Here is a 24,670-nt window from a genome sequence, read left to right as displayed (position 1 = left end):
GCGCGCCGACTGGCTATAATCCCGGTCTTCGCATCGAAGGATTCCCCATGTCATTGCTAGCCCACGAGCTTGAACTGCTGTCGCCCGCCAAAACCGCCGAGATCGGGCGCGAGGCGATCCTGCACGGTGCCGACGCCGTCTATATCGGCGGCCCGGCATTCGGGGCGCGGCACAATGCCAGTAACCCGCTCGAGGACATCGCCGGGCTGGTGCAGTTTGCGCACGCCTACCGGGCGCGCATCTTCGTGACCATGAACACGATCATGCACGACAGCGAACTCGAGCTGGCGCGCAAGCAGATCTGGCAACTGTATGAGGCCGGTGTCGATGCGCTGATCATCCAGGACATGGGTTTGCTCGAGCTCGACCTGCCCCCGATTCAGCTGCATGCCAGTACCCAATGCGACATTCGTGGGCCGGAGAAAGCGAAATTCCTCGCTGACGTCGGTTTCTCGCAACTGGTGCTGGCGCGCGAACTGACCGTCGAGCAGATCCGCAAGATTCATCAGGTGACTGACACGCCGCTCGAATACTTCGTGCACGGCGCGCTGTGCGTGGCGTATTCGGGCCAGTGCTATATCTCGCACGCCGACAACGGCCGCTCGGCCAACCGGGGCGACTGCTCGCAGAATTGCCGCCTGCCCTACACGCTCAGCGATGGCCAGGGCCGCGTGGTTGCGTTCGACAAGCACCTGTTATCGATGAAAGACAACGATCAAAGCCGCAACCTGGGCGCACTGGTCGATGCCGGCATCCGCTCGTTCAAGATTGAAGGCCGCTACAAGGACATGGGGTACGTGAAAAACATCACGGCCCATTACCGTCTGCTGCTCGACGAACTGCTGGACCAGCGGCCGGAATTCGTGCGCGCCTCGAGCGGCCGCACGCGCGTCATGTTCACGCCGGATGTCGACAAGAACTTCCACCGCGGCCATACCGAGTATTTCGCGCAGGGCCGCCTGACCGATATCGGCGCGTTCGATTCGCCGAAGTACGTGGGTGTGGAACTGGGCATCGTGGCGCGCCTGAATGGCGACAGCTTCGATGTCGTCACCAGTGCGCCGATGGCCAACGGCGACGGCCTGAACTATATGTACAAGCGCGACACGGTCGGCATTCAGGCCAACAAGGCCGACAAGCTGGGCGACGAGGCCGATGGCCAGCGCTGGCGCGTGTATCCGAACGAGCCGATGCAGACGCTGGCAGGCTTGAAGGTCGGCACAGTCATCCATCGCAACCGCGACCACGGTTGGGAAGCAACGCTCAACAAGAAATCGTCCGAGCGCAAGGTGGCGCTGGAACTGGTGCTGAGCGAACAGCCGGATGGACTGCGACTGGACATCATCGACGAGGACTGCATCGCGTCGCATGCAGCAGCGGCAATTGCCCTGCAGCCGGCGACGCAGGCCGCGCAGGCCGATGCGGGATTGCGCGCCAGCGTTGCCAAACTCGGCAACACCATGTTTGAGGCGGGCCATGTCGAGCTCAAGCTGAGCCAGCCGTGGTTTGTGCCGAGCGCGGCGATCAATGCATTGCGGCGCGACGCCATTGCCGCGCACGAAGCGGCGCGCCTGGCGGCCTGGCAGCGGCCCGAACGCAAGTCGGCGACCACGCCGCCGCCGGTGTATCCGGACGTGCAGCTGAGCTATCTGGCTAATGTGTACAACGACAAGGCACGCGCGTTCTACCAGAAGCATGGCGTGCAGCTGATCGACGCCGCCTACGAGTCGCATGAAGAAGCCGGCGAAGTCTCCTTGATGATCACCAAGCACTGCCTGCGTTTCTCGTTCAATCTGTGCCCGAAGCAGGCCAAGGGCGTGCAAGGCGTGCAGGGCCAGGTGAAGGCCGAGCCGATGACGCTGGTCAGCGGCGAAGACCGCTACACGCTGCGCTTTGATTGCAAGCCGTGCGAGATGCACGTGGTGGGCGCGATGCGCTCGAACATCCTGAAGCAGCCGCCGCCATCGGCCGTGTCGTACACGCCGCTGACGTTCCATCGCCAGCGGCCAAGGGCCTGATCCACCGTTGCCTGCCATGAGGTAGGGTGGACGGCTATGCCGTCCACGCGTTCAACTCACTTTCGCAAACCGCAAAGCGACATCGGACTTTCATCAACACGGCGCCCTCGGGCGCCGTTCTTCATTTCCGGAGGATCGTGCAATCGATGCCGAGGTTTCGGCATGGGCAACGCCACGCCCGATGCCCATACTTGCGCCACTGTCAACACACGAGGGAGCACAGCATGGAACACGCATCGAAAGTCATCCTCATCACGGGCGCCAGCAGCGGCATCGGTGAAGCCACCGCCCGTTTTCTTGCCGCGCAGGGACACCGCGTCGTCCTTGGCGCGCGCCGTGTCGAGCAGCTGATCGCGCTGGCAAGCGCCATCCGCGCTGCAGGCGGCACTGCCGACGTCGCCCGGCTCGACGTCACCTGCATGGAAAGCATGACCGCGTTCGCCGACTTCGCGCTCGACTGCCATGGCTGCATCGATGTGCTCGTCAATAACGCGGGCGTCATGCCATTGTCGAAGCTCGACGCATTGAAGATCGACGAGTGGAACCAGATGATCGACGTCAACATCCGCGGCGTACTGCACGGGATTGCCGCCGTGCTGCCCGGCATGCAGGCGCGTGGCAGCGGTCAGATCATCAATATCGCGTCGATCGGCGCGTATGCGGTCAGCCCGACAGCAGCAGTGTATTGCGCAACCAAGTTTGCCGTGGCGGCCATCACAGAGGGTTTGCGGCAAGAAGTCGGCGGCACGATCCGCGTGACGCTGGTGTCGCCCGGCGTCGTGGAGTCGGACCTGGCCGAGTCGATTTCGGATCCTGCTGCGCGCGCGGCAATGCGCGACTTTCGCAAGGTGGCGATCAAGCCCCAGGCCATCGCGCGCGCGATCGGGTTTGCGATCGATCAGCCGGCCGACGTGGATGTCAGCGAGCTGATCGTGCGGCCGACGGCCAGTCCTTACTGAACCGGATTTGCCGGCTTGATCATGCCGGGATCTTGAGCCCTTTTTGCACGGATGGGCGCGCGAGGAATGTAGTGAGTGCGGCCGACACGTGCGGGAAGTCCTTGATGCCGACCAGGTCCCCTGCTTCGTAGAAATTCAGCAGGCCATTGATCCAAGGGAAGATCGCGATATCGGCGATGGTGAATTCGTCACCCGCGATCCAGGCATGCTGCGCCAGTTGGCCCTCGATCACGCCCAGCAGGCGGCGCGACTCGTCGACATAGCGGTCGCGGGGACGTTTGTCCTCGTAATCCTTGCCGGCAAACTTGTGGAAGAAACCGAGCTGGCCAAACATCGGCCCCACGCTGCCGATCTGGAACATCACCCATTGGATGATCTGATAGCGCGCGGCTGGGTCCTGGGGCAAGAGCTTGCCAGTCTTGTCCGCCAGGTAGATCAGGATAGCGCCCGACTCGAACAGCGGCAGTGGCTGGCCGCCGGGACCGTCCGGATCGATGATCGCCGGGATCTTGTTGTTCGGGTTAAGCGACAGGAACGCTGGCGAATGCTGGTCATCCTTGGCGAAGTCGACCTTGTGCACTTCGTACGGCAAACCGATCTCTTCCAGCATGATCGGAACCTTGACGCCATTGGGCGTCGGCATCGAATACAACTGCAGTCGGTCCGGATGCTGCACCGGCCATCGTTGCGTGATGGAGAATGCGGAGAGATCGGTCATGGTGATGGCGCTCGCCCGATCAGCCGAACAGCTTGGCGGCGGTCTCGGCAATGAGCTTGCCCTGGTGGCGCGCGCCACCCAGGTCGATTTCGCTCGGCTGACGTTCTCCCTTGCCGCCGGCAATCGTCGTCGCGCCATACGGGCTGCCGCCGGCGACTTCGTCGAGCGTCATCTGCTGCTGGTAGCTGTATGGCAGGCCGACGATGGTCAAGCCAAGGTTCATCAGATTCGTGATGATCGAAAACAGTGTGGTTTCCTGGCCGCCGTGCTGAGTAGCGGTGGACGTGAAGGCACCGCCGACTTTGCCGTTTAGGGCGCCGCGTGCCCACAGGCCGCCGGTCTGGTCGAGGAAGGCCGCCATCTGGCTCGGCATGCGGCCATAGCGCGTCGGCGCGCCGATGATGATCGCGTCGTAGTGCTCCAGCTCATCCACCTTGGCGATCGGCGCAGCCTGCTCCAGCTTGAAGTGGCCGTTCTTGGCGATGTCTTCGGGGACGGTTTCGGGGACGCGTTTCACGTCGACCGTTGCTCCGGCGCCGCGCGCGCCTTCGGCCACTGCATTGGCCATCGTTTCAATGTGACCGTAGGTCGAGTAATACAGAACCAGTACTTTTGCCATGGGCTTCTCCGATAGGTGAAAACAGAAAAGCCATTGTAGCGAGATCGGTAAATATACCGGTTTCGCTACAATGGCTTGTCGTGTCGTCTGATTATCGGCGCAAGGCGGCGTTTGACTCGCGCGCGTCAGATCCAGTAAATGAATGCCGCCAGTGCGATGACCAGCGCCACGCGCGTGATGTTGTACGCGGTCTTGTTCCATGCCTTGAAGCGGCGGCGATACTGGCCCATGTAGAACGAAATGCGGAACAGTTTGCTGACCAGACCGACCTGGTCGCCCGTTTCGTTGGGCGATGCGGCGGCCGTCATCAGGTTGCGACCGAGCCAGCGGTTCACACTTTGCATCCAGCGATAGCGCATCGGGCGCTCGACGTCGCAGAACAGGATGATGCGGTCGCTGTCGCTGCCGTTGATCGCCCAGTGGATATAGGTTTCGTCAAACACGACGCCCTGGCCATCGCGCCAGCTGTGGCGTTCGCCATCGACTTCGATGAAGCAGCGATCATCGTTTGGCGTGGCCAGGCCCAGGTGATAGCGCATCGAGCCGGCGAACGGATCGCGGTGGGGATTAAGCTTGCCGCCCGGTGGCAGCTCGGCAAACATCGCGGCCTTGACGGACGGGATCGACTGCAGCAGCGCGTAGGTCTGCGGGCACAGGCGCTCGGCCGACGGGTGGCTGGCGTCATACCATTTCAGGTAGAAACGCTTCCAGCCATTCTTGAAAAAGGAATTGAAACCGGCGTCATCGTTCTGCTCGGCAGCCTTGATCTTCTTGAGCGCGAGCATGCTCTCGGCTTCGGCGCGGATGATGGGCCAGTTCTCTTGCAGACGGGCCAGTTCGGGGAATTCGGAGAGCGGCGTAAACGGCGTATTGGGTACGCGCGAAAACTTGTGCATGAAGATATTGATCGGCGCCATGAATGACGAGTGATCAAAAATCTGACGACGAAACGGTAAACGGACTCGGCCGCGGAAATGGATGTGCAGGATCGATAACACGTAAAAACCGACGACAACCCACTTCATACCATCCTCCGTCCCAGTCCATCGCGTGGCTGGCTTGCTTGATCGAGGACGCAGAATACCACAACGGCTATGGGGCCGTTGCGGGCGGGCCAGGTTCTCAGAGAGAGATGCCGGGGCATCGACAAGGCGCGAATTGCGCGCTTGCCGATGAAGAGATATTGGCAGGCCTGATGGCCCGCCGGGGAAATCTTAGTGCGTCACCGACGTGATCGCATACCCTTTTTCGGCGATCTGGTCGCTCAGGTGTTCAATGTCGAAATCCTTGATGGCATCGGTATTGTCTTCCACCTCGTAGCCCTGGGCTTCGACTTCCCAATCGGTGTTGGTGGCTTCTTCAGGAATGCTTTTCGATTCCGGCACGGCCAGGTAAGAAAACTTGCCATCATGTTCAGCTCGGCGGTAGATATCCAGGCGCATATTATTTCCTCTATTTAATGTTTGCTTTCGAATGAAAGCGAGCATCTTCACAGTAGAAGATCGCGCTCGACGCGTCTGTTAATTGCCCAACACTCAGTCGTGCCATAACGTTATCAATGGCCCGGCCGCTGCCCCAACACCCTCGCCGGCAGCATGACAATGCCTTTGAGCAGACTGAATATGGCATCAACACCGATCCCCAGCAACCTGAACGGCAACAGCAACAACCACACCACGGGATAAACCAGCAGCGCCAGCAACGCGATCGGCCAGCACACCATCAACAACAGCACCCACACCAGAAAACTCAGCATATCGCCTCCACGTTGAACAGGAAGGCACTTTACCGGCCACCATCTTCAAGAGACCACCCCCATCCGACGCACTGTCATTTTCCTGGCTCGAACAGTCACCCACCCCGATAAACGGTTCCGGCAATAGCCACAAGGCTAAATCCAAACAATTAGGGTCAGTGTCGAATTATTGAGCAACTGATTCACTGCAGTTGGCAAACAATTCGACACTGACCCTATTTATCCATCGAGCAATGACCCAACAATTGGGGTCAGAGTCAAATTATTGGGTAATTGATTAACTGAAGTTGTCAAACAATTCGACACTGACCCTATTTGGGTTACTGACCCTATTTGGGTTAGGCGTATTCGGGGATTTGTTCGGTGACCGACTGGGTGACAACGTCGGCCTGGATCGAGGCTTGCAGGGACGGGATGGAGCCGCCGGCGCGGTAGGCGAAGGACAGGCGCAGCAGGTCGCCGGCTTTGACGGTGATGGGCGTGTAGAGCGGCAGCGTCATGTAGTGGTTCAGCCAGTCGATCGTCGTGGCTTGTTCCTGCACGATGGCCAGGACGTTTTTCGTCACGAAGCGCATGGCGTTCAGGGTGCCGGACTGTTCGATCAGGACCGAGCCTTCCCAGGCGATCAGGCTGTCGACCGGTTGGCCGAAGTCGATGATGCTGTAGACGGCGGGCTGCGACAGCTCGATCGTGCCGGGCTGGACGACGCCCGTTTCCTGGAACTGGACGATCGGGGCGTAGAAGCCGTCGAAGTCGTATTCCTGCTGGAGCGGCTGGACGGCCATGATGACGGCTTCCGGCATGAACAGCGGGAGCGGGCCGCCAAATTTGGCCAGGTAGCGGCGCTTGAACGACTCGATCACTTCGACCTGTTTTTCACGCAGCATGCCGACGTGGATCATTTCGCAGATGACGACATCGACCGGCTCCGGCGGCAGGTAATCAAATGCGTCGGCGTGGACGACTTCGACCTTGTGGCCATTCGGGTTCATGGCCAGGAAACGGCGGGCTTCACGCACCATGTCCGGGTTGTATTCGACGCAATAGACTTTCGACGCTTTCTGCGCCGCGAAGAACGACAGCACGCCCGTGCCGCCGCCCAGTTCCAGCACCTTGGCGCCGGGGAAAACCGAGTAGTGGATGGCGGACTTGAAGCTGTGCATCCGGTTCTGGTCCATCAGCATATTGTGATGGTAGTGGACTGGAATGAACTGCCCCAGGTAGCAGCTTTCGATTTCGCGTTCGTTCAGCATGATTATCCTCGTCGTCCTGTGTTGTGGGACCGTAGGACTATTATGGATACTCTTTCCTGCGCGCAATCTGTCGAGGTGAGGGGCAAATAACGTCCAATTCAATCTGCACGCCGTTCGCCATCCATCAGCGGCCGGACAGCAGCCCGGCCAGTTTGTCGTGCCCGGCCTGCTTGGCCAGCTGGGCGGCGGTGAAGCCTTCGGTGTTCTTCAGTCCCACGTTCGCGCCCTTGGCCAGCAACAGGCGCACGATCCAGTCCTGTCCCTCGCGCGCTGCCATCATCAAAGGCGTCACGGCGCCCGACGGCCGTGGCGACAGTGCATCGAGCTTCGCCCCACGCTCGATCAGCAGTTGCGCGATCGCGGCGTCACCGCTGGCGGCCGCATAATGCAGCGCCGTCCAGCCGGGCTGGTTGACCTTGGCGCCCTTGTCCAGCAGCGCGCGCACGGTGTCGCCATCGCGCTTGAACGCTGCCATCATCAGCGCCGTGTTGCCGTTGACTGCCTTGCGTTCCAGGTCGGTGCCCGGGTGGGCCAGCAAATCCTGCACGACCGCCGCCGAGCCTTCGCGGATCGCCAGCACCAACGCTGGCTCGCCACCCAGCGGATTGAGTTCGTTGGCGTTGACGACCGTGCCGACCATCTTGCGCACGGTGCTCGCATCGTCCATCTGCACGGCACGGAAGAACGAAGACACCTGCTTGTCAGTCGGCGGCGCCGCTGCAACAGAGCCGGCGGCCACTGCCACCAGCACACCCGCCGCGCACACGCGCGCCATCGAACGAACAATCCGCATGCGTCAGCTCCTGGCAGTCTGAAACAGGTTGAAGAAGTTCTCGCTCGTCTGCGCCGCGACATCGCGCAGCGACACGCCCTTGAGTGTGGCGATGTACTCGGCCACGTGCGCCACATAGCCCGGCTCGTTCATGCGGCCGCGGAACGGCACCGGCGCCAGATACGGCGAATCGGTCTCGATCAGCATGCGCTCGAGCGGCACGGCCAGCGCGACCGCCTGCAAATCCTTGGCGCTCTTGAACGTGACGATGCCCGAGAACGAGATATAGAAGCCCTGCTCCATGGCCGCCTGCGCCACCTCGAGCGACTCGGTGAAGCAATGCATCACGCCCGCCACGCCACCGGCGTCGGTGCCGGCGCCCTCTTCCTTCATCAGGCGGATCGTGTCTTCGCTGGCGGCGCGCGTATGGATGATCAACGGCTTGCGGGTCTCTCGCGAGGCGCGGATGTGTACGCGAAAGCGCTCGCGCTGCCAGTCGAGGTCGCCCTTGAGGCGGTAGTAATCCAGACCCGTCTCGCCAATGGCGACGATCTTCCGATGGTCCGCCAGGTCGACCAGCTGCTGCACGGTCGGCTCAGGCGTGTCCTCGTAGTCGGGATGCACGCCGACCGACGCGAAGATGTGGGGATACTGCTCGGCCAGCGCGAGCACTTGCGGAAAGTCCGGCAGGTCGACTGACACGCACAGGGCATGCGTGACCTGGTTCTCGGCCATCTTGGCCAGCACCTCGGGCATGCGGGCGGCCAGTTCCGGAAAATTGATGTGGCAGTGGGAATCGATAAACATCCCGCCATTGTACGCGAGGCGCCCTGCCGCAGCACGGCCGCCTCGGTCATGATCAGGCCACGTGCTCAGGCCACGCGCTTGCCCAGAATGATCAGATCGCGCTCGATCCCATCGAGATTCGCCACGCGCGGGAAGTTGGCCCAGGTCTCGAACCCGTATTTACCGAACAGTGCCAGGCTTGGCGCATTGTGGCCGAAGATGAACCCCAGCAGCGTATGCACCTTGACCTCGGGCGCGAACGCGATTGCCAGCTCCAGGCAGTAGCGCCCCAGGCCACGGCCACGGGCACTCTCCGCGATATAGATCGAGACTTCAGCCGTGCCCGAATACGCCGGCCGGCCATAGAAGTTCGAGTACGACAGCCAGCCAATGACGGCCGGCTGTTCGCTTGTGTCGAGCGCATCGTGAATCACCCACAGCGGGCGCCGGTCGGGCGTGTGCTCGTTGAACCAGGCTTCGCGCGACTGCACCGACACCGGCTCGGTATCGGCCGTCACGTCGCGCGAGGCGATGGTGGAATTATAGATATCGACGATGACCGGCAGGTCGTCGCGTCGTGCCAGGCGATGGACGTAGGAAGGCATGCAGCAGGAATGGGTTAGTTACAGAATTTGGTTAGTTACAACGTATGGGTGGCGCGCGACGAACGCAGCGCGGCGCCGAGAATTTCTTCGATGCGCTGGCGGGCGCGCTGGCCTGATTCGTCGGCCGGGAAATGCACGCCGATGCCTTGCGCCTTGTTGTTGTTGGCGCCCGCCGGCGTGATCCAGGCGACGGTGCCGGCAATCGGGTACTTGTTCGGATCGTCCATCAGCGCCAGGATCAGGTAGATCTCGTCGCCGATCTGGTATGGCTTGCTGGTCGGGACGAACATGCCGCCATTGCGCAGGAACGGCATGTAGGCCGCATAGAGCGCCGCTTTCTCCTTGATCGCCAGCGACAGCACGGACGGCCGCGGGGCCTGGGCTGCGGTTGCATCTGGCGGATTGGCGCTCATCGTGGTCCTCTCATGTACAGCAGCCAGTGTACTCAAGCAGCATGTCCTCGACAAATAATTTTGCCGACAGCGGATGATCGGCCACCCCGCGCCGCTCGTTCATGGCCTTGATCGCGCGCAGCAGGTTGTTCGTCCGCGCCCGGCCGGCCAGCGCTGCCAGCTCTTTCTGGTAGCGCGGGTAGTAGCGGATCTTGCCCGACAATTTGTACGAGAACACATCGTACAGCCAGCGCTGGGTCCAGGCGACTAGGGCCGGCAGCTCGGCCTTGGCCAGCTTGTCGGCCGCGCGCAGCGCCGCATCCGGCGCCGGGCGCGCCAGAAATGCGAGCAGCACGTCGAGTTCTTCACGGCTGCCGTGCGCCGACGCGGCCAGCGCCGCCAGCGGTGCGCCGCCCTGCTCGCGCAGCCAGCTGTCGGCATCCGGCACGCTTTGCGCGTTGAGCCAGGCCAGCGCGTCGTCGTGCGACGGCATCGGCAGCGCGAACTTGCGGCAGCGTGACAGGATCGTCGGCAGCAGCCGGTCCAGGCTATTCGATGACAGCAGGAACACGGTGCCCGGCGGCGGTTCTTCCAGTGTCTTGAGCAGCGCGTTCGAGGCCGGCGTATTGAGCGCCTCGGCCGGATACAGCACCACGACACGCAAGCCCTGGCGGTGCGTCGAGATATTCATGAAGTCGGCCAGCGCCCGGATCTGCTCGATCTTGATCTCTTTCGACGGCGCCTTGGTCGACTTCGATTTACGATCGCCGTCGCCTTCTTCGTCGCCCGCGCCCGGTTCGTCCTCGAGTGCTTCGGGCCGCACGCGGCGGTAATCGGGATGGTTATGCTGGGCAAACCAGCCGCATGATGCGCAGACGCCGCACGCCTGGCCGTCCGGCCGGGCGTTCTCGCACAGCAGCGCCTGGGCAAACGCTTCGATGAAGTCGGCCTTGCCGGTGCCGGCCGGGCCGTGGAACAGGATTGCGTGCGGCATGCGCGCGCGCAGCGCCTGCAACTGGGTCCAGGCGGCGCCCTGCCACGGATACATCGTCACAGCAGGCGCTCCAGGACATCTGCGAGTTCGCGCTGGATCGCCTCGATGCTGCGCGTCGAATCGACCACCACGAAGCGCCCCGGGAACTGCGCCGCGCGGCGCAGGTACTCGGCGCGGCACCGGGCAAAGAACTCGGCCTGCTCGCGCTCGAACTTGTCGAGCGTGCGCGAGGCCGCAAGCCGTTCGCGCGCCACCTCCAGCGGCACGTCGAACAGCAGCGTCAGGTCAGGCTGCAGCGCTGGGTGCACCCACGCCTCGAGCGCTTCCATCTTTTCGCGCGACAGGCCACGGCCACCGCTCTGGTAGGCAAAACTGGCATCGGTGAACCGGTCTGACAGCACCCAGTGGCCCTGCGCCAGCTGCGGCGCAATCACCTGCGCGATATGTTCGCGGCGGCTGGCGAACATCAGCAGCGCCTCGGTCTCCAGGTGCATCGTTTCGTGCAGCAGCACGTCGCGCAGCTTTTCGCCCAGCGGCGTGCCGCCCGGCTCGCGCGAGGCCACCACGGTCTTGCCGCGGCCCGCGAGAAAATCGGTGACGAAACCGATATGGGTCGATTTTCCGGCGCCGTCGATGCCTTCGAACGTGATGAACTTGCCCTGCATGGAACAACCTTCTGTCATTGGGTGGTGATCCCGCGCTGGTAGCGATTCACGGCGCGGTTATGGTCCGGCAGATTGCTGGAGAACTGGCTCGTGCCGTCGCCGCGCGAGACGAAATACAGCGCTGGCGTGTCGGCCGGCGCGAGCGCCGCCTGCAGCGACTGCAGGCCGGGCAGCGAAATCGGCGTGGGCGGCAAGCCGCCGCGCGTATAGGTATTGTACGGCGTGTCGGTCAGCAGGTCCTTCTTGCCGATCTTGCCGACGAACGCGTCGCCCATGCCATAGATGACAGTCGGATCGGTCTGCAGCAGCATCCCGGTGCGCAGGCGATTGACGAACACGCCGGCGATCATCGTGCGCTCGCTCTTCTGCCCCGTTTCCTTCTCGACGATCGAGGCCATGATCAGCGCCTCGTACGGCGTCTTGTACGGCAGTTCCTTGTTGCGCTTTGCCCAGGCCTCGTTCAGGTGATCCAGCATGGCCTGGTGCGCGCGGCGGTAGATCTCGATCTCGGACGAGCCCTTCGCAAACAGATAGGTATCGGGGAAGAACAGGCCTTCCGGATCCTTATACTCGGTCGAGATCTTCGCCATCAGTTCGGCGTCGGTCAGCTTGACGGTATCGTGCTTCAGGCGCGTGTGGCTGCTGATCGCCTGGCGCATCTGCTTGAAGCTCCAGCCTTCGATGATCGTCACCGCTTCTTGCGCGAACTCGCCGCGCACCAGTTGCGACAGCAGGCGGCGCGGCGACGTGTTCGGCTTGAGCTCATAACTGCCGGCCTTGATGCGGCCCGCATCACCGGTCAGGCGCGCCAGCAGCACGAACAGCGTCGGGTTGACGGGCACGCCGGCGGCGGCCATCTGCTGCGCGCTGGCGGCCACGCCGCTGCCGGGGTTGATCGAAAATTCTATCGGCGCGCCGGGGACAGGCAAGGCCTGCTTGGTCCACCAGGCAAAGCCGCTGGCGGCGGCGACGGAAACGATGACGCCGGTAACGAGTAATTTTTTTATCAGTGCCATGTCTTTGCGCGGTCAACGTGCGAAATGGACCGCGCCCGGCGCGATTTTCCACACAACTCTATAATGAGGCCGTAATGATAAAGCCTAATTGCCTAAATATAAGCGGATTTTGATGACGACCCAGACAGACATCCAGAACACGCCTTCGCCAGCATCCGGTCACGACCAGCTCGCGGTCGCCGCGCAGGCCATCGACACTGGCCCGCAGCTCACGCTCGACGCTGTGACCGCCGGCTTCATCGCGACGGTACGCGACCAGGGCCTGATCGCCGTGAGCGGTGACGACGCTGCCAAATTCCTGCACACGCAATTGACCAACGACGTCGAGCACCTGACGGCGACGGACGTGCGCTTCGCGGGCTTCTGCACGCCGAAGGGCCGCCTGCAGGCGAGCTTCCTGATGTGGCGCAACAATGATGCCGTCTACCTGCAACTGCCGCGCGCCATCCAGGCGCCGCTGCAGAAACGGCTGTCGATGTTCGTCATGCGCTCCAAGGCCAAGCTCGTCGATGCAACCGATGCGGCGCCGTTCGCCACAGTGCTGGGCCTGGGCGGCGCGCGCGCACAAGCCGCGCTCGGCCAGATCGTGCCGACGCTGCCGGCCACGCCGATGACGAAAACGGATGGCGCGTTCGGTACTGTGCTGCGCCTGAACGACGCGTTCGGCGCGCCGCGCTACCTGTGGCTCACGTCGGCGGAAACAGCAGGCGCTGCGCTGTCGGCGCTGGGCACGCAGCTCGCCGTTGGCGGCGACCAGGCCTGGCAACTGGCGACGATCCACGCGGCCGAGCCGCAGGTGGGCCCCGCGACGCAGGAACAGTTTGTCCCGCAGATGATCAATTTCGAGCTGCTCGGCGGCGTCAATTTCAAGAAGGGCTGCTATCCGGGCCAGGAAATCGTCGCGCGCACCAAGTATCTCGGCAAGATCAAGCGCCGCGCGGCGCTGGCCCGTATTGACGACGCGGGCGCACGCCCCGGCGACGAAGTCTTTTCGCTGCTCGACCCGAGCCAGCCATGCGGCATGGTCGTCAACGTCGCGCCCAACGGCATCGGCGGCGCCGACGCGCTGGTTGAAATCAAGCTGGCACAGCTGACGGAAGAAGTGCGCCTGGGCTCGGCCACCGGCGCACGCGTGAGCTTCCTGCCAATGCCGTACAGCCTCGACGCGATCGACGACTGACGATGGCCGATTTGTCCGTCTCTGACTTGTACGTGTATTACAAGGTGCGCGACGCCGACACCGCGCAACTGGCCCCGCTGGTGCGCGCGATGCAGGCAGCCCTCGTCGCCAGCGAAGGCGTGAGCGTACAGCTCAAGCGCAGGCCCGGCAACCAGGATGGCCTGCAAACCTGGATGGAAGTCTACCCGTCCGTCCCCGCCGGTTTTGACGCCGCGCTCGCGCGTGCCGTCGACGAAGCCGGATTCGAATCCCTGCTCGCCGGCCCGCGCCGCGCCGAAGTCTTTACGGAGTTGCCGCCATGTGCCTGATCGTCTTTGCATGGCACGTCGTCCCTGGCGTGCCCGTCATCGCCGCCGCCAACCGCGATGAATTCTATGACCGCCCGGCCCTGCCCGCGGCGCCCTGGCCCGAGCATCCGCACGTGATCGCCGGACGCGACCTGCAAGGCGGCGGCAGCTGGATGGGCGTGTCACTCACGGGCCCGAACGGCCCGCGATTTGCCGCGTTGACCAATATCCGCAGCCCGGGCGAACGTCAGCCCGATGCGCCGACACGCGGGGCACTGGTGGCCGACTACCTGGCGGGCGAGCTCGATGCGGGCGCCTACGTCGCCCAGCTCGCGGCGCAGCCGGACCACTACAACGGCTACAACCTGGTGCTGGGCGACGGCGAGACGCTGTACTGGTACTCGAACCGCGGGCAGTCTGACCCGCGCAATGGTCAGCCGCTGGAGCGCGGCCGGATCTACGGCATCTCGAATGGCTTGCTGGATGCGCCGTGGCCGAAGGTGCTGCGCACGAAAGCGCAGTTCGCGAGCCTCTTGTGCCAGGGCGCGCCGGAAGACGCGTACTTTGAAATGCTGGCCGACACGACCCGTGCACCCGATCTGCGGTTACCCGAGACCGGCGTGCCGCTCGAGATGGAGCGGATGCTGTCGTCGGTCTGCATCGAGTCCGAGGAGTACGGCACGCGCACGTCGACGGTGGTCAAGCTATACCTCAACGGCGCGCCTGACCTGCACGAGCGCGTCGTTGTCCCGGGCGAGCAAGCCGCAGCCTGATAAAGGGTCGGCCGCTCAGCGCCGTCCCTTGAGTCCTGCTTTCAGGATGTCGCGAAGGTGCGGCGTGGCCGCATACGGATCGGGCGGCTGCCGGCCATGTACCAGCGCATCGGCATGCTCGGCCACGGTGCCCAGCGCCTGCGGATGCGAGAACACATAGAATCGCTCGGCGCGGATGGCGTCGAACGTCAGCTGCGCCACCTGCGCCGCGGACACCTTGCCCGACCCCACAGCTTTTTCGGTCAGTGCCTGCGCCGCCATCTGGCTGGCCGTCATGATCTCATCAGTGCGCAGTTCATCCGGCCGGTGCCGGTGCGACTGGGCGATCTGCGTCGGGATGAAGTACGGGCACAGCACCGACGTGCCTATCGGCGCATCGACCAGTTTGAGGTCGTGATACAGCGTTTCGGTCAGCGCCACCACCGCATGCTTGGACACGTTGTACAGGCCCAGCGCCGGTGAATTGATCAAGCCCGCCATCGACGCGGTGTTGACGACATAGCCCCGGTAGGCGGGATCCTTCGCCGCACATTCGAGCATCACGGGGATGAACGCGCGAACGCCATTGACGACGCCGTACAGGTTGACGCCCAGCACCCACTCCCAGTCTTCCTTCGAATTTTCCCAGATCAGGCCACCAGCGCCAACGCCCGCATTGTTGAACACCAGGTGCACCGCGCCAAAGCGCGCCATCGCCGAATCGGCCAGCTCCTGCACGTGCGCGCTCTTGCGCACATCGCACACCATCGCGATGACCTCGGCGCCGCCGTCCATCAGTTCCTCGGCAGCTTTCTCGAGTGGCTTGCGCTGCACGTCGCCCAACACCAGCTTCATGCCCAGGCTGGCGGCCATGGTGGCGAACTCGCGGCCCATGCCACTGGCCGCGCCCGTGATGACCGCGACCTTGCCTTTGAAATCATCCATCGTCTTGTCCTTTGACCGAACGTTCAGACAGCGGTGACACCGCCATCGACCGCCAGTATTTGTCCCGTGATGTGCTTGCCGGCGTCGGAGGCGAACAGCACCACCGCACCTTTCAGGTCTTCGTCGTCGCCCAACCGTCCCAGCGGCGCTGCAGCTGCCAGGCCTTCGGCGCCATAAGCGGCCAGCACGCCTTTCGTCATCTTCGATGGGAAGAAGCCCGGCGCGATCGCATTGACCGTGATGCCATGGCGGCCCCATTCGCCGGCCAGCGTGCGCGTGAAGTTGATGACCGCACCCTTGGACGTGTTGTAGGCAATGGTCTGCATTGCATCCGGCGGGTTGCCCGACAGACCGGCAATCGACGCGATATTGACGATGCGCCCGTAGCGGCGCGGGATCATCGACAGCTTGCCGACCGCCTGCGAAACGAGAAATACCGAGCGCACGTTCAGGTTCATGACCTTGTCCCACGCCTCGAGTGGATAATCCTCGGCCGGCGCGCCCCAGGTGGCGCCGGCATTGTTGATCAGGATATCCACGTGACCCAGGCGCGCCAGCGCCGTCTCGACCAGGCTTGTTGCGTGCGCCGGGTCGGACAGGTCGCCCGCAAAGCAAGTCGCCTCGATGCCCAGGCCATGCAGCCGGGCCACGGCGGCGTCGAGTTCTTCCTGCTTGCGCGAGGTGAGGATCAGGCGGGCGCCCTGCTCGCCCAGCGCCTGCGCCATCTGCAGCCCGAGCCCGCGTGAGCCGCCGGTGACAATGGCGGTCTTGCCCTCCAGTGAAAACAGTTCCTGCGTAGTGCGCATATAGCCTCCGGTCAGACTTCGTAATCCATGCACTGGCGGCCTTCGCGGATCGCGCCGATGAAGGGCACCACGGCCTGATGCACCGGGTGCGCGACATACGCCGCCAGCGCTGCGCGGTCGGCAAATTCGGAATACAGGACGATGTCGTAGGTGGCTTCGAGGTCAGGCTGGGCCAGTGTCACTTCGAACGTGATGATGCCAGGGACGATCGCGGCGCATTCGTCGAGCCGGCGTTTCATCTCGCGTGCATTGGTCGCGCGGTCTGCGCCTTCGGCCTCTTCCTTCAGCTTCCACATGACGATGTGCTTGATCATTCGCGCTCCTGTTGTATGCGTTTTGGGCAGCGTTGCGTGCCCTTCTCGACCAGTATAGCGAGCGCACGACCGTTCGCCAAAACCATACAAAAAAACATATTTACAGCAGGTGCTCCTGGCTACCCATTTTGCAAGATTCGCGTAAGGTTCGAGGCGCACATTGGGTTGGCTGACCAACAATCAGCATTTCCGCTTAAACACAAAACAATGAACGGAGACCACCCATGGCTATCACACCCGGCAACACTGTCGGCGCCGTACCACCCACCACCACCACCGCTGGCCTGACCAAGGAAGAGCGCAAGGTCATTGCTGCTTCCTCGCTTGGCACCGTGTTCGAATGGTACGATTTTTACCTGTACGGCTCGCTCGCCACGATCATCGCCAAGCAGTTCTTCATTGGCGACCCCAACACTACCTTCATCTTTGCACTGCTGGCCTTTGCCGCCGGCTTCATCGTGCGCCCGTTCGGTGCACTCGTGTTCGGCCGCCTGGGCGACATGATCGGCCGCAAGTACACGTTCCTGATCACGATCCTGCTGATGGGCGCGTCGACCTTCCTCGTGGGCATCCTGCCCAGTTACGCGCAGATCGGCATTGCTGCGCCAATCATTCTCGTTTCACTGCGCATCCTGCAGGGCCTGGCGCTGGGCGGTGAATACGGCGGTGCGGCGACCTACGTGGCCGAACATGCGCCCCATGGCAAACGCGGCCTCTTCACGGCGTTCATCCAGACCACCGCGACGATCGGCCTGTTCCTGTCGCTGCTGGTCATCCTCGGTACCCGCACGCTGATCGGCGAAGAAGAATTCCAGGCCTGGGGCTGGCGTATTCCGTTCCTGATCTCGGTCGTGCTGCTGGGGATTTCGGTCTGGATCCGGCTGTCGATGAACGAGTCGCCGGCGTTTGCCAAGATGAAGGCCGAAGGCAAGACGTCGAAAGCGCCGCTGTCGGAAGCATTCCTGAAACCGAAGAACGCCAAGATCGCCCTGCTGGCGCTGCTCGGCCTGACGATGGGCCAGGCCGTGGTCTGGTACACGGGCCAGTTCTATGCGCTGTTCTTCCTGACCAAGACGCTCAAGATTGCCGACCCGACGGCCAACATCCTGATCGCGATCGCCCTGCTGCTGGCCACGCCGTTCTTCATCATCTTTGGCGCGCTGTCGGACAAGATCGGCCGCAAGTGGATCATCCTGGGCGGCTGCGCGATTGCGGCGGCGACCTACTTCCCGATCTTCAAGGCCATCACGCACTACGGCAATCCGGCACTGGAAACGGCGCTGCGCACCGCGCCCGTGTTCGTCGTGGCCGACCCGGCCACCTGCAGCTTCCAGATCGACGCAACGGGCACCCGCAAGTTCCCGTCATCGTGCGACATCGCCACGCGCATGCTGACGGCCGCCTCGGTCAGCTACAACCGGATCGACGCGCCAGCCGGCACCGTCGCCACGATCAAGATCGGCACGACCGAGTTCAAGTCGTTCAACGCCGTCATGACGCCGGATAACCTGAACTTCAACGATGCCTCCAAGGCCAGCGAAGCGGCGCTCAAGAAAGAGGTAACCGGGGCGCTGGCGAGCGCGGGTTATCCGGAGAAAGCTGATCCGGCCGCGATCAACAAGCCGATGCTGGTCGTGCTGCTGTTCATCCTCGTGCTGTATGTGACGATGGTGTATGGCCCGATCGCGGCGATGCTGGTCGAGATGTTCCCGACCCGGATCCGCTACACGTCGATGTCGCTGCCGTATCACATCGGTAATGGCTGGTTCGGCGGGCTGTTGCCGACGACGGCCTTTGCGCTGGTGGCATTCAAGGGCGATATCTATTACGGCCTGTGGTACCCGATCATCATCGCCATGACCACGTTCGTGATCGGTGCGCTGTTCGTGCGGGAGACCAAGGACAACAATATTTACGCGAACGACTAGCAATTTTGTTGTGTGCTTGATGCGTGGAAGGCGGCGCCATCCACGCATCAAGCCGTTTTATGTTCAGGCGTTGAACGCGCCATTCGCCGCGGCCAGCCGCACCAGCAGCGGCGCCGGCGTCCACGCCTCCCCATTGCGCCCGCGCGCAAAGCCTTCGATTGCTGCCAGCACGGCCGGCAAGCCCACCATGTCGGCATACAGCATCGGTCCGCCACGGTGCAGCGGGAAACCGTAGCCGCTCAGGTAGACCATGTCGATGTCGGACGCCCGCAGTGCGATGCCTTCTTCGAGGATTTTGGCGCCCTCATTGACCAGCGCGTACACGAGCCGCTCGACGATTTCAGCGTCCGCAATCGCGCGGCGCTCGACACCAATCTCGCCCGAGTACTGCGTCACCATCGCGTCGACGGTGCCTGAGGGCGTGGCCGCCCGCGCGCCCGCCTGGTAGTCGTACCAGCCGGCGCCCGTCTTTTGCCCGAAGCGGCCCTGTTCGCACAAAAGGTCCGGCAGCTTCGAATAGGCAAAGTCTGGTGACTCGATCGCACGCCGCTTGCGGATATGCCAGCCGATGTCGTTGCCGGCCAGGTCGCTCATCCGGAATGGGCCCATCGCGAAGCCGAACGCCTCGATCGCGTGGTCGACCTGTTCCGGCAGCGCGCCTTCTTCCAGCAGGTCGTACGCCTGGCGCAGATACTGCTCGAGCATGCGGTTGCCGATGAAGCCATCGCAGACGCCCGACACGACACCCGTTTTCTTGAGTTTTTTCGCCAGCGCCAGTGCCGTAACCAGAACGTCGGGGGCAGTCTGCGCCCCGCGCACGATCTCGAGCAGCTTCATCACATGCGCGGGGCTGAAGAAATGCAGGCCGATCACGTCCTGCGGCCGGCCCGTGAATGCGGCAATCCGATTCACGTCGAGCGACGATGTGTTGGTAGCCAGGATCGCGCCTGGCTTCATCAGTTTGTCGAGCTCGCGGAACACCAGCTCCTTGACGTCCATGTCCTCGAATACCGCTTCGACGACGATGTCGGCCTGCGCCAGCGCGTCGTACGACAGCGTGCCGGTGATGGAGGCCATGCGCTGCGCCAGCTTGTCGGCCGTGAGCTTGCCCTTGGCAACACTGCGTTCGTACACTGCGCGGATGCCGGCCAGGCCCTTGTCGAGCGCTTCCTGCTTCATCTCGAGGATGGTCACCGGGATGCCGGCATTGGCAAAGTTCATCGCGATGCCGGCGCCCATCGTGCCGGCGCCCACCACGGCCGCACTGGCAATCGGGCGTGGTTGGGTCTCGGGAGGCACGCCCGGCACCTTGGCGGCGGCGCGCTCGGCAAAGAATGCATGGCGCAGCGCCTTCGATTCGGGCGTCGTGGTCAGGTACATGAAGCGTTCGCGCTCGAACTGCAAACCGGCCTCGAAAGAATCGGCGGTGACGGACGCGGCGACCGTCTCGACGCACTCGCGCGGGGCCGGGAACGGACCGGCCGTCGCATCGACGCGCGCACGGGCCGCTGCCAGGAAGCCGGCGGCGTCCGGGTGCGCAACGGCGCGGTCGCGCACTTTCGGCAGCGGCCGGACGGCGGCGATGGATTCGGCAAACGCGATGGCGGCCGGCAGCAGGTCGACGCCCGCGTCGAATACGCGGTCGAACATCCCCGTGCCGGCCAGCTTGTCGGACAACACCGGCGCACCAGTGAGGATCATGTCGAGGGCTTTTTCCAGGCCCAGCACGCGCGGCAGGCGCTGCGTGCCGCCCGCGCCGGGCAGCAGGCCCAGCTTGACTTCGGGAAGCGCGATCTGCGCACCCGGCACCGCGACGCGATAGTGGCAGCCCAGCGCCAGCTCAAGTCCGCCGCCCATGCACACGCTGTGAATGGCAGCAACGACCGGCTTGGCAGCGCCTTCGGCAGTGGCGATCAGCGTGTGCAGCGTGGGCTCGGTGAGCGCCTTGGGCGACGTGAATTCACGGATGTCGGCGCCGCCCGAGAATGCCTTGCCAGCGCCGGTGATCACGATGACCGTGACGGCCGGGTCGGCTTCGGCCTGCCGGATGCCGGCAACGGCTGCCGTGCGGGTAGCCAGGCCAAGGCCATTGACGGGGGGATTGTTCAGCGTGATGACGGCAACGCTGCCGTGCACCTGGTAGTCGGCGCTCATGTCGATTTCGTCTCCTGAAAGTGGGAATGACCGAGCCGCCAACTATACCGCAAATAAACGAACGAACGTGTTATTCGGGCAAGCCAGGATGGTGATTACCCGTTCAGAATTGGCCGCGCTGGCTCGCCTCGACGATCTTCTTGTCGGTCTTGTACTCGTTCAGCGCGTACACCGCCCAGATCGCGGCAGGCAGCCAGCCGACCAGCGTGATTTGCAGAATCAGGCAGATGACGCCGGCAATAGGACGACCGATCGTGAAGAACGTCAGCCACGGGAAAATGAGGGCGATAAGCAGGCGCATGGGAATTCCTGTGAGTAGAAGATTGTTAAAAGTGACACAACTTTACCCGCCCGCCCCAAACTGCGTCGCACAACTATGTTTCGCGGCTCTGCGCCGATGGCAGACGATGCTGCGCGTACGTTTCCCGCAGCCGGTTCTTCTGGATCTTGCCGGTGCCGCCGACGGGCAGGCTGTCGGCAAAGACGACGTCGTCCGGTGTCCACCAGCGCGCGACCTTGCCATCAAACCAGCTGATCAACGCGTCGCGCGTGACGTCCATGCCGGGCCGGCGCACGACTACCAGCAATGGGCGCTCGTCCCATCTCGGGTGCGCGACGCCAATGCAGGCCGCCTGCAGCACGGCCGGATGCGCCATCGCCACGTTTTCCAGGTCAATCGTGCCGATCCATTCGCCGCCGGACTTGATCACGTCCTTGCTGCGGTCCGTGATCGCCAGATAGCCGTCAGCATCGATCGTGGCGACGTCGCCTGTCGGGAACCAGCCGTCGACCAGCACATTGCCGCCCTCTTCGCGGAAGTACCCGGAGACGACCCATGGCCCCTTTACCAGCAGATGGCCATACGTCACACCATCCCAGACCAGTTCTGCGCCAGCGTCGTCGACAATTTTCATGTCGACCCCATAGATGGCGTGGCCCTGCTTGCGCAGCACGGCGCGCTGCCCCTCTGGCGACAGTGCCTGGTGCGCGCTGTTCAATGTGCAGGCCGTGCCAAGCGGCGACATCTCGGTCATGCCCCAGGCATGTACGACCTCGATGCCGAAGCGGTCCATCAGCGTGTCCATCAGCGCCGGCGGGCAGGCCGAGCCGCCGATCACCGTGCGGCGGAACGTGGAGAACGCCAGATCGTGCTCGATCACATGGTTGACCAGGCCCAGCCAGACCGTGGGCACGCCCGCCGAGAACGTCACGCCCTCCCCTTCGAACAAGTCGTACAGCGAGCGCCCATCGAGCGCCGGCCCGGGAAACACGAGCTTCGCGCCCGACAGCGGCACCGAGTACGGTAAGCCCCACGCGTTCACATGGAACATCGGCACCACCGGCAGCACGACATCGCGCGACGAGACATTGAGCGCGTTCGGCATGGCCGATGCGTACGCGTGCAGGACCGTCGAGCGGTGCGAATACAGCGCGCCTTTCGGATTGCCGGTCGTGCCGGACGTGTAGCACAGGCTGGCGGCCGAGCGTTCGTCGAACTGCGGCCACGCATAGTCGTCGCTCTGTGCGCCGATCAGGTCTTCGTAGCACAGCAGCGTGTCGATGCCCGTATCACGTGGCAGCGCCGCGCTGTCGCACAGAGCCACCCAGGCCTTGACGCCCGTGCAGGTGCGCGCCAGCGCGGCAACAATCGGCAGGAAGGTCAGGTCGAAGAACAGCACCTGATCGTCGGCGTGGTTGACGATATAGGCGATCTGTTCCGGGTGCAGGCGGGGATTGATCGTGTGCAGCACGGCGCCGGAGCCCGAGACGCCGTAATACAGTTCCAGGTGCCGGTAGCCGTTCCAGGCCAGCGTGGCCACCCGGTCGCCCATGGCGATGCCCAGGTTGTCCAGCGCGTTGGCCAATTGGCGCGAGCGGGCGGCCGCGTCGCGCCAGGTGTAGCGGTGCAGGTCGCCCTCGACGCGGCGCGAGACGATTTCGCCATCGCCATAATGGCGCGCGGCGAATTCGATGATGCCGGAAACCAGCAGCGGTGCATCCATCATCTGGCCTTGCAGGGGACTCATCGGGTAATCAGGCATGTGGGCTCCGGGATTCAAGGGTTATCAAGCTCAGCAGCAACGTCGAAAGTGTCGTGTGCGATGCGGCGCGGCGTCAACGCAATTCGATGATGCAGCGCGTCATGACGCCTTTCTGAACCGGCGCCGTTACAGGGTGTAACGCGCGCGAACCGGCGTGCCCGATCACGCGTAATATCGCGGTCGGGTAAAATCGTTTCATTGCCGACCACGCCAACGAGGACTGCCATCACTGCCGACGAACTTGCACTGAACAATTCCTTTGCCGAATTGCCGCCAGCGTTTTACACGCGCCTGATGCCCACGCCATTGCCTGCGCCGCATTTCATTGCGGCCAGCCAACCTGCGGCCGCCCTGATCGGGCTGACCGTCGAGGATCTCGCGCGCCCTGATTTTGTCGAGGTCTTCACCGGCAACAAGGTGGCGCCGCGTTCGCAACCGCTTGCCGCCGTGTATTCCGGCCACCAGTTCGGTGTCTGGGCGGGTCAGTTGGGCGACGGGCGCGCGATCACGCTGGGCGATATCGCCACCCCGACCGGCCCGATGGAAATCCAGCTCAAGGGCGCCGGGCGCACGCCATATTCCCGCATGGGCGACGGCCGCGCCGTGCTGCGCTCGTCGATCCGCGAGTTCTTGTGCTCCGAGGCGATGGCCGCACTGGGCATCCCGACGACGCGCGCGCTGTCCCTGACCGGCTCGCCCCAAGGCATCGCCCGCGAAACGCTCGAGACGGCTGCCGTCGTGGCGCGCATGGCGCCGACGTTTGTTCGCTTCGGCTCGTTCGAGCACTGGGCATCGCATGACCGCCAGGACGAACTGCGTACGCTGGCGGATTACGTCATCGAGCAGTTCTATCCCGAACTCGCGGGTGAAGCCAATCCCTACGCGGCGCTGCTGGCCGAAGTCACGCGCCGCACCGCGCGCATGATTGCGCACTGGCAGGCCGTGGGCTTCATGCATGGCGTCATGAACACCGACAATATGTCGATCCTGGGCCTGACGCTCGACTATGGCCCGTTCGGCTTCATGGAAGCGTTTGATGCGCGCCACATCTGCAACCACACGGATCAGGGCGGGCGCTATTCGTATGCCAACCAGGTGCCGGTCGGGCATTGGAATTGCTATGCGCTGGGCAATGCGCTGCTGCCGCTGATTGGTGAGCCCGAAGTGGCCGAGGAAGCCCTGGCTGTCTACCGGCCCGAATTCGGCCGCCAGATGGACATCCTGATGCACGGCAAGCTTGGCTTGCTCGAGACCCAGGAAGGCGATGCCAAGCTGTTCGAAGACACGATCGAGCTGCTGCAAGCGAACCACGCCGATTTCACATTGTTCTTCCGCCTGCTGGGCGACCTGCAGGTGGATGCGCCCGAGCAGGATGAACCGCTGCGCGACCTGTTCATCGACCGCGCATCGTTCGACGCCTGGGCCGCAATCTACCGCACCCGCCTGCGCAGCGAACACAGCGTGAACGCGACCCGGCGCGCGGCGATGAACCTGGTCAATCCCAAGTACATCCTGCGCAACTACCTGGCCCAGACGGCCATCGAACAGGCCCAGAACGGCGACTTCAGCGGCGTGCACAAGCTGCTGGCCGTGCTCGAGCGCCCGTTCGACGAACAACCCGACAATGCTGCCTACGCCGAGCTGCCGCCCGATTGGGCCGCGCATCTCGAAGTAAGCTGCTCTTCATAAACACACCAACGAGACACGAG

The 24,670-nt window shown here is 63.4% G+C and carries 26 protein-coding genes; 7 read left to right on the top strand and 19 right to left on the bottom strand.

The annotated features are described in order from the left end of the window. The first annotated feature begins 47 nt into the window (after positions 1–47). The gene (locus AC1MGT_RS22515; protein WP_499502183.1) at positions 48–2,018 is read left to right on the top strand and encodes a peptidase U32 family protein; all 1,971 of its coding nucleotides are present in this window, start codon (positions 48–50) and stop codon (positions 2,016–2,018) included. A gap of 224 nt (positions 2,019–2,242) precedes the next feature. Next, entirely contained in the window at positions 2,243–2,977 is a 735-nt protein-coding gene (locus tag AC1MGT_RS22510) for an SDR family oxidoreductase (protein WP_499502182.1), read from the top strand. Between the two features lie 19 nt (positions 2,978–2,996). On the opposite strand, the gene AC1MGT_RS22505 is transcribed toward AC1MGT_RS22510, so the two are convergent. From AC1MGT_RS22505 to mltG, 13 genes are all read right to left on the bottom strand, one after another. Then, entirely contained in the window at positions 2,997–3,695 is a 699-nt protein-coding gene (locus tag AC1MGT_RS22505) for a glutathione binding-like protein (protein ID WP_499502181.1), read from the bottom strand. Between the two features lie 19 nt (positions 3,696–3,714). Next, a complete protein-coding gene (gene wrbA, locus AC1MGT_RS22500; RefSeq protein ID WP_499454467.1) occupies positions 3,715–4,314 on the bottom strand; it encodes an NAD(P)H:quinone oxidoreductase in 600 nt (199 codons plus the stop codon). Between the two features lie 125 nt (positions 4,315–4,439). Further along, entirely contained in the window at positions 4,440–5,339 is a 900-nt protein-coding gene (lpxO, locus tag AC1MGT_RS22495) for a lipid A hydroxylase LpxO (protein ID WP_332532131.1), read from the bottom strand. 189 nt (positions 5,340–5,528) lie between these two features. Next, positions 5,529–5,756: a DUF6139 family protein gene (locus tag AC1MGT_RS22490; protein ID WP_499502180.1), complete on the bottom strand. Its 228-nt coding sequence runs from the start codon at positions 5,754–5,756 to the stop codon at positions 5,529–5,531. Between the two features lie 113 nt (positions 5,757–5,869). After that, on the bottom strand, positions 5,870–6,070 hold the full coding sequence (locus AC1MGT_RS22485; RefSeq protein WP_499502179.1) for a hypothetical protein: 201 nt from the start codon (positions 6,068–6,070) through the stop codon (positions 5,870–5,872). Between the two features lie 338 nt (positions 6,071–6,408). Next, a complete protein-coding gene (locus AC1MGT_RS22480; RefSeq protein WP_183552254.1) occupies positions 6,409–7,323 on the bottom strand; it encodes a class I SAM-dependent methyltransferase in 915 nt (304 codons plus the stop codon). Between the two features lie 124 nt (positions 7,324–7,447). Continuing rightward, positions 7,448–8,116, bottom strand: a complete 669-nt coding sequence (locus AC1MGT_RS22475; RefSeq protein ID WP_499502178.1) for an ankyrin repeat domain-containing protein — start codon at positions 8,114–8,116, stop codon at positions 7,448–7,450. Positions 8,117–8,119: 3 nt separating this feature from the next. Next, complete coding sequence (locus AC1MGT_RS22470) at positions 8,120–8,902, bottom strand: TatD family hydrolase (RefSeq protein ID WP_499502177.1); 783 nt, start codon at positions 8,900–8,902, stop codon at positions 8,120–8,122. 65 nt (positions 8,903–8,967) lie between these two features. Further along, a complete protein-coding gene (locus AC1MGT_RS22465) occupies positions 8,968–9,486 on the bottom strand; it encodes a GNAT family N-acetyltransferase (protein ID WP_258834127.1) in 519 nt (172 codons plus the stop codon). A 35-nt stretch (positions 9,487–9,521) separates the two neighbouring features. Continuing rightward, positions 9,522–9,899, bottom strand: coding sequence for a PilZ domain-containing protein (locus tag AC1MGT_RS22460; protein WP_183552247.1), 378 nt, complete (start codon positions 9,897–9,899; stop codon positions 9,522–9,524). A 10-nt stretch (positions 9,900–9,909) separates the two neighbouring features. After that, positions 9,910–10,926, bottom strand: a complete 1,017-nt coding sequence (locus AC1MGT_RS22455) for a DNA polymerase III subunit delta' (RefSeq protein WP_499504352.1) — start codon at positions 10,924–10,926, stop codon at positions 9,910–9,912. 2 nt (positions 10,927–10,928) lie between these two features. Next, a complete protein-coding gene (gene tmk / locus AC1MGT_RS22450) occupies positions 10,929–11,537 on the bottom strand; it encodes a dTMP kinase (protein ID WP_499502176.1) in 609 nt (202 codons plus the stop codon). Between the two features lie 14 nt (positions 11,538–11,551). Further along, positions 11,552–12,553, bottom strand: coding sequence for an endolytic transglycosylase MltG (gene mltG / locus AC1MGT_RS22445; protein WP_499502175.1), 1,002 nt, complete (start codon positions 12,551–12,553; stop codon positions 11,552–11,554). A gap of 112 nt (positions 12,554–12,665) precedes the next feature. Between mltG and ygfZ the strand changes: the two genes are divergently transcribed. From ygfZ to AC1MGT_RS22430, 3 genes are read left to right on the top strand one after another with little or no spacing between them, the layout of a single operon-like run. Further along, a complete protein-coding gene (gene ygfZ, locus AC1MGT_RS22440; RefSeq protein WP_499502174.1) occupies positions 12,666–13,733 on the top strand; it encodes a CAF17-like 4Fe-4S cluster assembly/insertion protein YgfZ in 1,068 nt (355 codons plus the stop codon). Positions 13,734–13,735: 2 nt separating this feature from the next. Continuing rightward, positions 13,736–14,041 carry a DUF4936 family protein gene (locus AC1MGT_RS22435; RefSeq protein WP_499502173.1) on the top strand — a complete coding sequence of 102 codons (306 nt, stop codon included), beginning with the start codon at positions 13,736–13,738 and terminating at the stop codon, positions 14,039–14,041. After that, positions 14,032–14,793, top strand: a complete 762-nt coding sequence (locus AC1MGT_RS22430; RefSeq protein ID WP_499502172.1) for an NRDE family protein — start codon at positions 14,032–14,034, stop codon at positions 14,791–14,793. The genes AC1MGT_RS22435 and AC1MGT_RS22430 overlap by 10 nt, the downstream gene beginning before the upstream one ends. 15 nt (positions 14,794–14,808) lie before the next feature. Here AC1MGT_RS22430 and AC1MGT_RS22425 read toward each other — a convergent pair whose 3' ends face one another. The 3 genes from AC1MGT_RS22425 to AC1MGT_RS22415 are packed head-to-tail and all read right to left on the bottom strand — an operon-like array spanning position 14,809 to position 16,837. After that, positions 14,809–15,717: an SDR family oxidoreductase gene (locus tag AC1MGT_RS22425; protein WP_499502171.1), complete on the bottom strand. Its 909-nt coding sequence runs from the start codon at positions 15,715–15,717 to the stop codon at positions 14,809–14,811. 23 nt (positions 15,718–15,740) lie between these two features. Beyond that, a complete protein-coding gene (locus AC1MGT_RS22420; protein ID WP_499502170.1) occupies positions 15,741–16,523 on the bottom strand; it encodes an SDR family oxidoreductase in 783 nt (260 codons plus the stop codon). Between the two features lie 11 nt (positions 16,524–16,534). Continuing rightward, a complete protein-coding gene (locus AC1MGT_RS22415; RefSeq protein WP_499502169.1) occupies positions 16,535–16,837 on the bottom strand; it encodes a Dabb family protein in 303 nt (100 codons plus the stop codon). Between the two features lie 224 nt (positions 16,838–17,061). Here AC1MGT_RS22415 and AC1MGT_RS22410 point away from each other — a divergent pair, with 224 nt between their 5' ends. Continuing rightward, entirely contained in the window at positions 17,062–18,765 is a 1,704-nt protein-coding gene (locus AC1MGT_RS22410; RefSeq protein WP_499502168.1) for an MFS transporter, read from the top strand. 63 nt (positions 18,766–18,828) lie between these two features. On the opposite strand, the gene AC1MGT_RS22405 is transcribed toward AC1MGT_RS22410, so the two are convergent. The 3 genes from AC1MGT_RS22405 to AC1MGT_RS22395 all read right to left on the bottom strand — a co-directional run bounded on the left by AC1MGT_RS22405 (position 18,829) and on the right by AC1MGT_RS22395 (position 22,961). Continuing rightward, positions 18,829–20,919, bottom strand: coding sequence for a 3-hydroxyacyl-CoA dehydrogenase NAD-binding domain-containing protein (locus tag AC1MGT_RS22405; protein WP_499502167.1), 2,091 nt, complete (start codon positions 20,917–20,919; stop codon positions 18,829–18,831). Between the two features lie 103 nt (positions 20,920–21,022). Next, positions 21,023–21,220, bottom strand: coding sequence for a YqaE/Pmp3 family membrane protein (locus AC1MGT_RS22400; protein ID WP_499502166.1), 198 nt, complete (start codon positions 21,218–21,220; stop codon positions 21,023–21,025). Positions 21,221–21,293: 73 nt separating this feature from the next. Continuing rightward, on the bottom strand, positions 21,294–22,961 hold the full coding sequence (locus AC1MGT_RS22395) for a 3-(methylthio)propionyl-CoA ligase (protein WP_499502165.1): 1,668 nt from the start codon (positions 22,959–22,961) through the stop codon (positions 21,294–21,296). A 198-nt stretch (positions 22,962–23,159) separates the two neighbouring features. Between AC1MGT_RS22395 and AC1MGT_RS22390 the strand changes: the two genes are divergently transcribed. Beyond that, positions 23,160–24,650, top strand: a complete 1,491-nt coding sequence (locus AC1MGT_RS22390; protein ID WP_499502164.1) for a protein adenylyltransferase SelO — start codon at positions 23,160–23,162, stop codon at positions 24,648–24,650. Positions 24,651–24,670: the final 20 nt, after the last annotated feature.

Source organism: Telluria sp. BA11, assembly GCF_056680305.1.
This window is presented reverse-complemented; position numbering and strand designations above follow the sequence as displayed.

What these genes read in the sequence shown, in the direction of transcription:
- AC1MGT_RS22425 (WP_499502171.1), bottom strand. Translation starts at nt 15,717, where the DNA reads ATGGATGATTTCAAAGGCAAGGTCGCGGTCATCACGGGCGCGGCCAGT.
- lpxO (WP_332532131.1), bottom strand. Translation starts at nt 5,339, where the DNA reads ATGAAGTGGGTTGTCGTCGGTTTTTACGTGTTATCGATCCTGCACATC.
- AC1MGT_RS22515 (WP_499502183.1), top strand. Translation starts at nt 48, where the DNA reads ATGTCATTGCTAGCCCACGAGCTTGAACTGCTGTCGCCCGCCAAAACC.
- AC1MGT_RS22475 (WP_499502178.1), bottom strand. Translation starts at nt 8,116, where the DNA reads ATGCGGATTGTTCGTTCGATGGCGCGCGTGTGCGCGGCGGGTGTGCTG.
- mltG (WP_499502175.1), bottom strand. Translation starts at nt 12,553, where the DNA reads ATGGCACTGATAAAAAAATTACTCGTTACCGGCGTCATCGTTTCCGTC.
- wrbA (WP_499454467.1), bottom strand. Translation starts at nt 4,314, where the DNA reads ATGGCAAAAGTACTGGTTCTGTATTACTCGACCTACGGTCACATTGAA.
- AC1MGT_RS22470 (WP_499502177.1), bottom strand. Translation starts at nt 8,902, where the DNA reads ATGTTTATCGATTCCCACTGCCACATCAATTTTCCGGAACTGGCCGCC.
- AC1MGT_RS22405 (WP_499502167.1), bottom strand. Translation starts at nt 20,919, where the DNA reads ATGAGCGCCGACTACCAGGTGCACGGCAGCGTTGCCGTCATCACGCTG.
- AC1MGT_RS22395 (WP_499502165.1), bottom strand. Translation starts at nt 22,961, where the DNA reads ATGCCTGATTACCCGATGAGTCCCCTGCAAGGCCAGATGATGGATGCA.
- ygfZ (WP_499502174.1), top strand. Translation starts at nt 12,666, where the DNA reads ATGACGACCCAGACAGACATCCAGAACACGCCTTCGCCAGCATCCGGT.
- tmk (WP_499502176.1), bottom strand. Translation starts at nt 11,537, where the DNA reads ATGCAGGGCAAGTTCATCACGTTCGAAGGCATCGACGGCGCCGGAAAA.
- AC1MGT_RS22435 (WP_499502173.1), top strand. Translation starts at nt 13,736, where the DNA reads ATGGCCGATTTGTCCGTCTCTGACTTGTACGTGTATTACAAGGTGCGC.
- AC1MGT_RS22455 (WP_499504352.1), bottom strand. Translation starts at nt 10,926, where the DNA reads ATGTATCCGTGGCAGGGCGCCGCCTGGACCCAGTTGCAGGCGCTGCGC.
- AC1MGT_RS22420 (WP_499502170.1), bottom strand. Translation starts at nt 16,523, where the DNA reads ATGCGCACTACGCAGGAACTGTTTTCACTGGAGGGCAAGACCGCCATT.
- AC1MGT_RS22490 (WP_499502180.1), bottom strand. Translation starts at nt 5,756, where the DNA reads ATGCGCCTGGATATCTACCGCCGAGCTGAACATGATGGCAAGTTTTCT.
- AC1MGT_RS22400 (WP_499502166.1), bottom strand. Translation starts at nt 21,220, where the DNA reads ATGCGCCTGCTTATCGCCCTCATTTTCCCGTGGCTGACGTTCTTCACG.
- AC1MGT_RS22465 (WP_258834127.1), bottom strand. Translation starts at nt 9,486, where the DNA reads ATGCCTTCCTACGTCCATCGCCTGGCACGACGCGACGACCTGCCGGTC.
- AC1MGT_RS22430 (WP_499502172.1), top strand. Translation starts at nt 14,032, where the DNA reads ATGTGCCTGATCGTCTTTGCATGGCACGTCGTCCCTGGCGTGCCCGTC.
- AC1MGT_RS22410 (WP_499502168.1), top strand. Translation starts at nt 17,062, where the DNA reads ATGGCTATCACACCCGGCAACACTGTCGGCGCCGTACCACCCACCACC.
- AC1MGT_RS22460 (WP_183552247.1), bottom strand. Translation starts at nt 9,899, where the DNA reads ATGAGCGCCAATCCGCCAGATGCAACCGCAGCCCAGGCCCCGCGGCCG.
- AC1MGT_RS22480 (WP_183552254.1), bottom strand. Translation starts at nt 7,323, where the DNA reads ATGCTGAACGAACGCGAAATCGAAAGCTGCTACCTGGGGCAGTTCATT.
- AC1MGT_RS22505 (WP_499502181.1), bottom strand. Translation starts at nt 3,695, where the DNA reads ATGACCGATCTCTCCGCATTCTCCATCACGCAACGATGGCCGGTGCAG.
- AC1MGT_RS22510 (WP_499502182.1), top strand. Translation starts at nt 2,243, where the DNA reads ATGGAACACGCATCGAAAGTCATCCTCATCACGGGCGCCAGCAGCGGC.
- AC1MGT_RS22415 (WP_499502169.1), bottom strand. Translation starts at nt 16,837, where the DNA reads ATGATCAAGCACATCGTCATGTGGAAGCTGAAGGAAGAGGCCGAAGGC.
- AC1MGT_RS22485 (WP_499502179.1), bottom strand. Translation starts at nt 6,070, where the DNA reads ATGCTGAGTTTTCTGGTGTGGGTGCTGTTGTTGATGGTGTGCTGGCCG.